Genomic DNA, 11,186 nt, shown 5'->3' with positions numbered 1-11,186 from the left:
AACTAGATCAGAGCCAAAGGAACACAGGAAGATTTTCCATGCAGGCTCAAGGATCACTTACATTTCTCTTCGCGGCTCTCATTGCGGGTGCGGTGGTGCCATTTCAGGCAGGCGCCAATGCCTCGCTGGGGCGGGCGCTCGGCCATCCACTCTGGGCAACGGTTATCTCACTGCTTATCAGCCTGATCTGCGTATTGCCGGTGATGCTGGCGATGAAAGTTTCGCTTCCAACTTTTGCTGGCCTCTCCGGGCAACCCAAATGGATATGGATCGGCGGCATTGCTGGCGTGCTTTACATCACCGCTGCAATTCTTCTCGCACCAAGGCTGGGTGCTGCGGGTTTCATGACGGCAGTCATTGCCGGTCAGCTCATCGCGTCTGTGCTTATCGATCATTTCGGCATCGTGGGCTTTGCGAGCAAGGCAATCACCCCTTCCCGCATTGCTGGTGTTGCATTGGTCGCCATAGGCGTCATCGTCATGCAAGGTCCGTCGCTCTGGCGAACAGTACAAACCATAACCGCCTCTTCCGGGCAGAACTAAAGGAGACGACAATGAATACCCAATCGACCTCTCTCACGCTGGGTGAAGGCGCAATACCGGTGCAGATCCGCTTTGCCCGGCCAACCGACAAATTCAGCGAAGTCGTTACCTTCTACCGAGATGGTCTTGGTCTGCCGGAGCTGGGTTCTTTTGCAGATCATGACGGATATAATGGCATCATGCTCGGGCTGCCCGGAAAAGCCGCGCATCTGGAATTCACCGAGCATCAGGCAGGTAGTCCTTGTCGGGCGCCCTCAGAAGACAATCTGCTTGTGATTTATATCACTGACGAGAATGCCTACGAAAAGCTGAACCACCGTATGCGGGATAAAGGTTATGCTCCAGTCGTACCTGAGAACCCATACTGGATTGACCGTAGCTTTACCTATGAAGACCCTGATGGTTGGCGCGTTGTGATCTGTAAACAAACAGGCATCTGATCAAGACACCAAACAGAATGGAAAAGGGCGCGATAATCGCGCCCTTGTTTACATTCAGCTCGTCACTTGCGTGCCTTTTGTCGGATCGGGAATCACGACAATCGTGCTGCCGTCGCGCACATTGTTATAAAGGTCGATGACATCCTGATTGAGCAGACGGATACAGCCAGACGATACCGCCTTGCCGATGCTCCATTCTTCCGACGAACCGTGAATGCGGTAGATCGTGTCCCGACCATCCTTGTGAATATAAAGCGCGCGTGCGCCGAGCGGATTTTTCAAGCTGGGAGGCATACCGCCATTGGCAATGCTGTAAGGCTGAAGAGCTGGCTGACGAGCGACCATTTCGTCCGGCGGGGTCCAGCGTGGCCATTGGCGCTTGTAAGCAATGATCGCACGGCCCGCCCATGAGAAGCCATCACGGCCGACGCCGATGCCATAACGCATTGCGCGGCCATTGCCACGGACGTGGTAGAGATATTTGTTCGGCGTATCGACAATGACCGTGCCAACTTTCTCGTCAGTCGGATAATCGACTTCCTGTCGCCAGAACTTTGGATCGACCTTGGCAACATTCACGGCTGGCAGAGGGAACTGCTCATAGGGCATCGCCTCATACATTGCCGGAACAGCGCGAACAGGAGCTGGTTCCACAGCGGCTTTGACAGGCCTTCCCTGTTGGGCTGTCGAAACGCAACCAGAAAGCACTAAGGCACTCGCACCAATGAGAAAAGTACGGCGGCTCGTTACGCCATTGGGCAAAAGCGGCAAGCCACTGCCTTGAGAAAATTTACGCGACATTCAACACTCTTTCATTTGCACGAGTTAGATCGGCTCCAGCCAAAACGGCGTTGTCAGACCCGCTCTCCGTATTTGTATTTCACATCACCCAGCACAAAGGCTCGCGCACTTTTTGCTGGAGATGCTCTAAAACCACGCGCTTTCCCATTGGGAATACACGTCAGCGAATATGTGCTGAGAAAGAGAAGAACAAACTTAAGCCAGCCTTAAGAAAACAACATAATCTGCGACTTACGTGCAGTGACGAGGCAATCATGGGGCAATCTATCGGCGACTGTTGCTAAAATAGCGATCCCTGCCCACCGGGGCGAGACGACGATGTTTTGCGTGTCGGACCTTTGGACGAAGGTGTTCCCGGAGTTTCGCCAACAGTTGCGGAAACATCGCCATCACGGAAACGAATCGACAGAGCATCACCCTCGGAAACGCTCGTTGCCTGTTTGATCGGGTTGCCTTCCGCATCGAAAACAATCGCGAAGCCGCGCTCCAGCACGCTTTCATAAGACAGCGTGCGCATAAGCCTTTCCAGCTCCTGTCCACGGCGTCTGATGCGTTCGAGCAGCAAGCCGATAGCCTGATCACGGCGGCGATCGAGTTGATCGATAGCGGTCCTGGCCTGCGCTGTGCGTCGCAGTAGAGGTTCGGGCGCGAGCCGGTCGGCGCGTCTTGCAAACACCGTGCGACGTTCGCGCAAGAACGCTTCCAATGCACGCGGCAACCGCTGGCCAAGCAGCTTCATATTACGTTTCTGCTCGTCAAATCCGCGTTGCAGAAGACGCGGTGACAATTGACGCGCACGACCTTCAAATTGCACACGCTTCTTTTGCGTATTCACAAAAAGCGCGCGTGTGAGACGCGATGCAGCCTCGTCGAACCGCCGACGCGGCAAAGCCAGGAGCTGATCAGCAGATGGCAAAGCCCGACCGGCAGCACGATACGCTTGGCGCCTTAAATCAATGAACCGCGACATTGCAGAAGCAAGACGCGCAGACTGTGTTGCAACCGTTGCCACCAGATCAGCTTTGACGGGCACGGCCATTTCGGCAGCCCCTGTCGGCGTTGGCGCACGCATGTCCGCGGCAAGATCGATCAAGGTCCAGTCGGTCTCGTGGCCAACAGCCGAAATCACTGGAATATGCGATGCTGCAACTGCCCGCACGACGATCTCATCGTTAAAACCCCAGAGGTCTTCAAGGCTACCGCCGCCACGCGCGACAATCAGCACATCAGGCCGCACAATGGCACCATCTTCGGCCAATGCATTAAACCCCTCAACCGCCGCGGCCACCTCTGCGCCGCTGGTATCTCCCTGCACGCGCACCGGCCAGACGATCACATGCAGCGGAAAACGATCCGAAATGCGGTGAATAATATCACGAATGACCGCGCCCGTTGGTGATGTCACAACGCCAATCACACGCGGCATGTAAGGCAGAAGCTGCTTCGTTGCCGGATCGAACAGTCCTTCGGCGGCAAGACGGCGCTTGCGCTCTTCGAGGAGTGCCATCAAGGCACCCGCACCTGCGGGCTCCATCTGCTCGATGACGATCTGATATTTGGAAGAACCTGGATAGGTTGTCAGTTTGCCAGTGGCAATGACCTCCATTCCCTCTTCAGGACGAAAGCGCAAACGTCCCATGGAACCGCGCCAGATGACCGCTTCAAGCCGCGCGCGATCATCTTTTAAAGCAAAATAGGCATGACCCGACGAATGTGGACCTCGATAACCGGAAATCTCACCGCGCACGCGCACATGCGAAAACGTATCCTCGACCGTACGCTTCAAAGCGCCGGAAATCTCGGAAACGCTATATTCCGCTACATTCGAAGCGGTGCCGGTTGGTGTAGAATCGGAACCCATGCTCATCCCATCATAGGCAACCAGCCACCCCCTCCGGTCAACTGGTCAAGACGCCGCCTTTTTCGATTATGCACGGTCACCAGCCTGGCAGCAATTCGTTGCTGCGCACACGACGTGTGCGGACAGAAGGGAACGATGCAATTTCAGCGGAAACCATAGAAGCGGGTGCTGGCGAAGAAATATTATCAAGACTTTCAATGATATGCTGGGCCAGCGCATCAACGATTGCATTCTGTTTGGTATGGCCGCGCATGATGCCGATGCCGAATTCCGGCAAAGTGCCAAAGCCATCGGCCACACCCAGAACACGCATTCCCGGCCTCAGCGCACATTCCGGCAAAACCGATACCGCAAGACCGGACAGCACCGCGGCCGCAAGAACAGTCGCAGACCAGCTCGTAATGATAATACGATAATCGCGCTGAACCTGTTCAAGCACGTCGATTGCCGCGTGACGCCAGATACAGGTCGGACGTCCCACCGCAAGCGGAAGCATGGCCTCCTCATGTACCGCATGATTGGCAGACGTCACCCACAGAAGCGGCTCAGTACGGACCACCTCGGACCGTCGTTTGTCATCGCACTGGGTCACAAGGGCAATATCAAGCGTTCCACGACGGATCATCTCATCGAGATTGACAGTCGGCTCGCATACCACAGATAGCTCAACACGCGGATTGGAGCGTGCAAATCGCGCCATGATTTCTGGCAGAAACCGATCTGCGTAATCATCGGGCGTGCCGATGCGCACATGGCCTTCGAGTTGCGTATCATCAAAAGCCGCCATGGTCTCACCATTCAGCAGCAACATACGGCGCGCATAAAGCAGCAGCCTTTCGCCATCTTCGGTCAGGCGATTGACGCGCCCGTCGCGTTCAAAAAGCGCCTTTCCAATGCGCTCCTCAAGGCGGCGCATCTGCATGGAAACCGCTGATTGTGTTTTGAAAACAGCGTCTGCCGCTTTGGTAAAACTACCCGTATCGGCAATGGCGATGAAGGTCTGCAACTGGTCAAGATCCAAGGGCGCGCTCATCAGTACCATCCATCATAATTATTGAACTATTACATTAAAAACATTCGTTAGAACAATCAATTCAATTATTGGATAAAGGCGCCATCGCAGAGAATGGAGACGCGAAAGCGAATGACCTGACGATAGAAACATTTTGACCAAGCGCGCTTGAAGGAGAGCGGCAATGACAGCGATCAGCAAGACCACCATGACACCCTTACCGACAACGAGCGCAACGACCTCCGTGCTCAAGCAAATGGTAAATGCCGTGTTTACGTCGGTTATGCGTCGCTGGACGCTTTTCCGAAACCGACGCCATGTGCTTCGCCTCAATGAGCTCGACAATCACCTTCTGAAGGATATCGGGTTGCAGAGCGGAGACATTTATACGGCAATCCACAAGCGCGGTGCGGACGATCCGACCCGTATACTGGCCGCCTTGGCAGATGCCCGCTTGCGTGTCGAAGCCACGCGCCACATCTGCTGAACGAACATCTGGCAGGCGCCACCTTCACAGGCCGGGTCCCCTCTCGGCCAGCCTGCCCCTTTGCCCGGCCGCACTCTGCTGCCGGGCTTTTTTTATGCTCAAACTGGACAGCACCTCGCTACAAACCGGTTCTTTCCATGCGCAACTGCGAAATAACTGAATTTGCCACGATTTTTTTGAAAGAAGGGCTTGCACTCATCGTTTGAGTTCGCTAGATGGAGGCCGTCGACGAACGAAGCTTCAAGCTTTAGTCGGCATAGCGCCTCAGAAAAATAAAGCTGATATGCGCACCCTGCTGGGGAATAGTTTAATGGTAGAACGACGGACTCTGACTCCGTTAGTCTTGGTTCGAATCCAGGTTCCCCAGCCAATTGATTTCATTAGTTTTTTTCTGGCTAATCTACATTTTTGGCTATCTTTCGTTTGTAAACTTTGCAAACTACGGTTTCTTGAGAAGTCTAACTCACTGTTTTTATTATCGTTTAATTCTAAAACAACGGTACACGTTCCAAACCTCTCGGCATCAGCTGTCTGCCAAAACGCTTCTATGTTGCATTATTCGATCGATCTACACGTGACTGAAACGGGGTGGGAGGCGGACATTCGGCCCAAAGCTGTGGATGAGACGGTTCAGGCCGGTTCACGTACCTCGTCAGGTTTGCCGAACCACCGCGACATAGCTTCGGCAGCTGCCGCATCGTAAGATGCAGTCTCACCTACCCAAGCGATAACGCCATCCGGTCGCACAAGCAATGCACTCAAGCCAAGTCGATCCTTGGCATCAACTGCGACATAGGTAATGCGTTCGGCCCAGCGGCTTGCCAGCGTGTGAAGCGACCCTGTAGCTTCAAAGTCCAGCAATAGGCCCTTCCCTGTCGCGAGGAGGTCGCCGAGCCTCGTTCCATCGATCAACTCGAAGTCGGGCGCGCTGCGCCCCACCAGCGCATGGCTATCGCCAAAATCATAGCGAAGCGAAACGCCCCACACGCGCTCTGCAAAATAAGTCGCGCCGTCGCGCGTGTCGATCAGGTCACGGATAATTGCTTCAAGCGCTCGCGTGGCCGGGCTAGGCCGCATCAGGGCGACCTGCGCGCGTGACCAGTCAAGCACCTGCGCACCGATCGGATGGCGTTCGATCATGTAGCTGTCGAGCAGGCCGATGGGCGCGTCGCCACGGATGGTAGCGGCAAGCTTCCAGCCAAGGTTCATCGCGTCACCCAGCCCGAGGTTAAGCCCTTGACCGCCGAGCGGAGAATGAATGTGTGCAGCGTCGCCGGCCAGCAGCACCCGCCCTTTGCGGTAAGCCGTTGCCTGAAAAGCGCGATCGGTCCAGGTGGTGGCAAGATCGAGCGCGGTCACCGTAACATCGGTGCCGGAGATATAACGCAGCACTTTTTGTACATGATCCAGCACAACCGGCTGGGTTCGATGGTAAGCACCGCCGTCAAAATTGACCATCGCGATTGTGCCGGGCGCTTGATAGGTATACATGCCCGTGGGCGTGTAGTTTCGGCCCAGCTTGAGCTTGTCAGGATCAGCCATCTCGACCTGCACGGAGTAGCCCGTGAACTCCGGGTCGGTACCGACAAAAGCGAAGCCGCCGGCCTTGCGAACCGTACTTCGTCCGCCATCACAACCGACGAGCCAGCGTCCGCGAAAAATCTCGCTACCGGCGCGAACGGTCACGTCTTCGGCCGTCTGCTCGAAGCCTTCGACACCAACGTTGCGCCTGATCTCGACGCCTAACAAGATGGCGCGATCAGTCAGGATGCATTCAAGGTGCTCCATCGTCACCGCCATGCTGGGACTGGCCGAGTTTGGCAGGCGGTGCTGCCATTTCGAGGTGTCAATGTGGTCATGGTAAAACTGGATGCCGGCAAAATGTCCGCCTGGACGACGCTGCTGTTGCATCCAATGCGCGCCGGTCGCCGCGCTGCTACCGCCTGAGCCACCCTTCGCCCGTTGCGGTGTAGCCATTTTGTCTAGTAGGCCGCGACGGTAGAAGGTTTCGATGGTAGGTGCCGAAAGGCCGCGCACGCCGAAGGGCAAGCGCTTCAGAGCAGAGTAAGGGTCCTCGGCTTGATCCAGCACCAGCACTGACACGCCGGCGAGGCGCAACTCACAGGCGAGAAAAAGTCCGACAGGGCCAGCACCGGCGATGACGACATCATAGTGAGCCTGATCGAGGATATGCATGAACTACTCCTTCGTGGTGTTCGACCGGAGCGGTTCGTCGGTTTGAGAACCACACGGACGAACAACGGGCGCTTGAACAGCGTCCGACATTCGTCGCGGGACTCATGCATGAGGCACGGACAGAGCTTTCGTTTCCGAAAGGACCTGGGCTGGACCACACCAAGTCTGCCTTTTCCGACCCGAATAGTATACTGTTGCGCGGATTGATCTGCAACAGCTACTTCGGCTTTCGGAAAGCATCCTGCAATTGCTCCATGACCACAATAGGCTCGAAAGCTGACGTCTAATCGACCCGAGTGAAGCTAGCATTTAGAAGTGAGGCCATCGAACGAAATTGCTGCAAATCGGTTTGCGTTTTATATCTAACTCATTGTTTCACGAAGGGAGTGATATGCATAATTTTGCAAAATAGTCATTATATATCAACATATTGCCCGGGACTCCAACTCCGTTGGTCTTGGTTCGAATCCAGGTTCCCCAGCCAATTGATTTCATTAGGTTTTCGGATTTTTTTGGTTTGTACCTGCGCAAACCGCAATCTACTAACTCTGCTAACTCCCTGTTCTTAATATCTTTTCTATTCAGAGCAACGGTACAATTTCCCATCACCCTGTGGCCAGCTGTTCGCTTAAATGCTTTTATAGGTCATTATTGGATCAATCCGCCTGTGATTAAAACGGTGTGGGAAACCAGCGTTCCACTTTCGTCAGTGTATGCGCTGAAGCAGGCATTAGAGCTATTGGACAGTATATTGATGGCCTCTACAATCCTATTTGCAGACACTCCGCTCTCGGATATAAAGCGCCAATCTCTTATGAGAGCCAAACGGCTATCTAATGTCGGAAACTCTCGACTAATTCAGGGCCAGTCCAAAGTTGGATTCGACAATGGTTTGAACAAAAAGTGAAGCCGCTAAAGCAGCAGTTTTGAGGTAATGCTCCTCACGATAAATAGTGTCAAATAATAGCCTGGAAATGTTCAAAACGATGGATTGGTTCCCTATAGTATTCTTTGCGTTCAAGTTTCTCGTGTTAGGCACCGGCATGTTCTTCGCCATTAAGTGGCATCACGATCAAGGGAAAAAGAAGAAATAAGGAAACCAGTGAATCGTAAGCGCCCGCCGCGCGCCCTTGACGCCCCAGACTAGTCAGCCAACATCCAGTGATGCCGCAGTAATTCCCCGATGCGGCTATTTGGCAGCGTTGGCAGGCGGGCCAGCACGTCCTTGAGGTAAGCACAAGGCCGCTTCATGGTGGTGTCGGTGGCGAATGCGTTGGTGCGTCCTACGATGCCTCCAGTTCCTCCTCGATGACGGCAAGGTCCTCATCCATCGTTTCTTCCAGCACTCCGCTGAGCCACATTCAACTGTTCGCTGCGCTTGTCATTTGGCCCTTCGTCGGAACCGACTGCGGTTAAACTGAGCGGCCAGCTTCCCATAAACGCATCACCACCTATGTTCCTTTGGTTGGCTCCGTTAATTCTGGTTCGAATCCAGACCAAGCCAGCAAATTCTTCAACAAAATCAGATAGACAGATGACACGAGCGCTGCGGCGCATATCGTGCGCTTCTCGACAGAACTTTAATCAAGCTACCTTGGATTCCGAGACCTTCAAAACCGAGGGCAGACCAGCCCTAGTTATGGGACTCTCTCTTGAAAATACGCATTGGTCCTGAGTTGTTGGGAGTATCGGTTGACTGATTACTGCTCGGCACAACGATAAGCCGCTTGTCTGAGCGATAAGTCGGCCTGGTATTTTCAGGACGCCGCTCCGGTCTCGAGCGAGATCTCTCACGATACGAATCATTACGGTAGTAACGATTATCTCTATAATACCGTGAGTTATATCTCGGGCCAGAGCGATAGATAACGTCCGACCCCGAATAATAACCACCATATGACGGGTCATAATTTCTATAGCCGTCATAGGAATATGACTCACTCACGCATCCAGACAGTGCAAACGAGAGCAAGGCGATCACGCTTATAGACGTAAATGCTTTGAAGTTTCCCATGAGTTCACTGCCTTCTTTGCTGATGTTTGATAATGACAATCTGCCTTCCGATAGAGGAGGGCAAGTCACGAAATTTTATCAGAATGTTATTGTATGAGATCACCAATTAAAGCGACCAGGATTGTCAGCTTTCGTAATGGCGTCCACAAATAACAATCAGCGCTCTGTCGCAGACGCAACTTGATTACGGCTTCCACAAAAGAAAGGCCGCCCTTGTGGGAAGAGGCTGCCTCACTTTTGCGCAAAGATTCAAACCGTCAAAGATCGACCGGCTTTCCTGAGTCTTCTTCTTCAAGGGTTACGGCGACATCGGCGTTGGCCGATAGCCTGACCTTATCATCGCTTTCGATGTCGGCGACGAAGCCGAGTTCGATATAATGATGGTGATCTCGGTGAGCTGCTGAGTTATCAGTTTTCTTAAGCTTGATACGATTGCCTTCGAGGCGATCAACCGTTCCAACATGAACGCCATCCGCTCCGATTACTTCCATGTTCTCGTGGATTCGATGCTGCATTGCCGTTTCCTCCTTGAAACCGATACGTGCAAGGAGGTTACATAGTGCGCAAGTGTGCCGGGACTATCCCCTGTTAAAATTAAAGACCTGTCCCGCGTACACGGCGCATGATCATGCGTTCGAAAATCTGGTGGTGTGGTACCAACATCGTAACCAAGGTCGTGTTGATCAGCGATATAGTCTGTTCCGCCAAGCACAGCATTTTTTAAAAGCACTTGGCTCTCAACCCATCCCCGGGTACCAACTTTGGGGACAATATTTAATACAATGTCAATTTTTACTTCTTATAATGTGATATAATAAACAATATATCATAGATAAGAAATATATTCAGAAATCTCTATAGTATATAATATATGTATGTTGTTATATCTGACATTTTTTATTTAATATAATCGATATTTAGTCAAAATATATCTACAGCCCAACAAATTGCGATTTTAGATTAAATTAAAAGCTAATAAAAGTTCATCTTGTTAAATTCAGATCGAGGCATTTTATGAAAATCAAGACATTTATCGCGCTATCAATTTTCTCGACCGGCGCCCTGTCCACTGCCCATGCGGCTGATGCTGTCATGACTCAAGAGCCAGCTCCTGTTGCAATCGCTGCCCCGGCCTTCAGCTGGGCAGGTGCCTATATCGGTGGCCAGGTCGGCTATGGCTGGGCTAGCCCGAAGATTAACGCATGGACTGGACCAGACGCCGATATTCCGGGTGACATCGGAGATAATTTAACCATCAAACCAAAATCAAACGGCTTTCTGGGCGGCGTTTACGGTGGCTATAACTTCGATATGGGGCAGAATGTCGTGTTGGGTGTCGAAGCCGACGCTATTTATGCACGCATGACTGGCAATCAAACCTTCACCGATATGGACGGCGAACAGACAAAGTATAGCCAATCGCTCGATTGGGCAGGATCTGTTCGCGCTCGAGCCGGGTATGCGGTAGATCGCTTTCTTCCATTCGTTACCGGTGGTGTTGCCTTTGGGCGCATTAAGCAAACCATCAACACAACTTCGTTAGATCCTAATCCGGTTGGTGATGATCAGTTCACCAGCAAATCGTGGAAAACAGGCTACACGGTCGGCGCTGGTGTGGATTATGCAGCAACCGACAATGTCATTCTGAGGCTGGAATATCGCTTTACCGATTTTGGAAAGCAAACTGAAGGCGACAATGAAGGTGGGTACTCAAGCCGATTGCGTACAAACGATCTGAGACTGGGCGTCGCCTACAAGTTCTGATCGTTCCATTCTGGTGGACTGAGTTTGACGTTTGAACCCCTGCTGACTCAGATTCAGTTTCAAACGTCG

At 52.8% G+C, this 11,186-nt stretch carries 10 protein-coding genes and 1 tRNA gene; 5 read left to right on the top strand and 6 right to left on the bottom strand.

What is annotated here, in order from left to right:
• The first annotated feature begins 38 nt into the window (after positions 1-38).
• Positions 39-542, top strand: a complete 504-nt coding sequence (locus CEV32_RS01200; protein ID WP_094573619.1) for a DMT family transporter — start codon at positions 39-41, stop codon at positions 540-542.
• Positions 543-553: 11 nt separating this feature from the next.
• Entirely contained in the window at positions 554-982 is a 429-nt protein-coding gene (locus CEV32_RS01195) for a VOC family protein (RefSeq protein WP_094573618.1), read from the top strand.
• A gap of 54 nt (positions 983-1,036) precedes the next feature.
• Here the strand turns inward: CEV32_RS01195 and CEV32_RS01190 are convergent, their stop codons facing one another.
• The 3 genes from CEV32_RS01190 to CEV32_RS01180 form a co-directional block, all read right to left on the bottom strand.
• Positions 1,037-1,783: a L,D-transpeptidase gene (locus tag CEV32_RS01190; RefSeq protein WP_094573617.1), complete on the bottom strand. Its 747-nt coding sequence runs from the start codon at positions 1,781-1,783 to the stop codon at positions 1,037-1,039.
• A 280-nt stretch (positions 1,784-2,063) separates the two neighbouring features.
• Complete coding sequence (xseA, locus tag CEV32_RS01185; protein WP_094573704.1) at positions 2,064-3,644, bottom strand: exodeoxyribonuclease VII large subunit; 1,581 nt, start codon at positions 3,642-3,644, stop codon at positions 2,064-2,066.
• Between the two features lie 76 nt (positions 3,645-3,720).
• Positions 3,721-4,677 (bottom strand): LysR substrate-binding domain-containing protein, encoded by a 957-nt coding sequence (locus CEV32_RS01180; RefSeq protein ID WP_094573616.1) that lies wholly within the window; start codon positions 4,675-4,677, stop codon positions 3,721-3,723.
• Between the two features lie 163 nt (positions 4,678-4,840).
• On the opposite strand from CEV32_RS01180, the gene CEV32_RS01175 reads away from it, so the two are divergent.
• Together CEV32_RS01175 and CEV32_RS01170 are read left to right on the top strand one after the other, a co-directional pair.
• On the top strand, positions 4,841-5,143 hold the full coding sequence (locus CEV32_RS01175) for a DUF1127 domain-containing protein (protein WP_094573615.1): 303 nt from the start codon (positions 4,841-4,843) through the stop codon (positions 5,141-5,143).
• Between the two features lie 296 nt (positions 5,144-5,439).
• Positions 5,440-5,513: transfer RNA gene (locus CEV32_RS01170), tRNA-Gln, on the top strand.
• Positions 5,514-5,773: 260 nt separating this feature from the next.
• On the opposite strand, the gene CEV32_RS01165 is transcribed toward CEV32_RS01170, so the two are convergent.
• The 3 genes from CEV32_RS01165 to CEV32_RS01145 all read right to left on the bottom strand — a co-directional run bounded on the left by CEV32_RS01165 (position 5,774) and on the right by CEV32_RS01145 (position 9,868).
• Entirely contained in the window at positions 5,774-7,339 is a 1,566-nt protein-coding gene (locus CEV32_RS01165; protein WP_094573614.1) for an FAD-dependent monooxygenase, read from the bottom strand.
• Positions 7,340-8,662: 1,323 nt separating this feature from the next.
• Positions 8,663-8,896: a hypothetical protein gene (locus CEV32_RS01150; protein WP_094573611.1), complete on the bottom strand. Its 234-nt coding sequence runs from the start codon at positions 8,894-8,896 to the stop codon at positions 8,663-8,665.
• 714 nt (positions 8,897-9,610) lie between these two features.
• Positions 9,611-9,868, bottom strand: coding sequence for a DUF2171 domain-containing protein (locus tag CEV32_RS01145; RefSeq protein WP_094573610.1), 258 nt, complete (start codon positions 9,866-9,868; stop codon positions 9,611-9,613).
• 499 nt (positions 9,869-10,367) lie between these two features.
• On the opposite strand from CEV32_RS01145, the gene CEV32_RS01140 reads away from it, so the two are divergent.
• On the top strand, positions 10,368-11,117 hold the full coding sequence (locus tag CEV32_RS01140) for an outer membrane protein (protein ID WP_094573609.1): 750 nt from the start codon (positions 10,368-10,370) through the stop codon (positions 11,115-11,117).
• The last annotated feature ends 69 nt before the right edge of the window (positions 11,118-11,186 follow it).

Source organism: Brucella rhizosphaerae, assembly GCF_002252475.1.
In the GTDB taxonomy this organism is placed as follows: Bacteria; Pseudomonadota; Alphaproteobacteria; order Rhizobiales; family Rhizobiaceae; genus Brucella; species Brucella rhizosphaerae.
The sequence above is the reverse complement of the archived record's forward strand: the minus strand, read 5'-3'. Positions and strand labels throughout refer to the sequence as shown.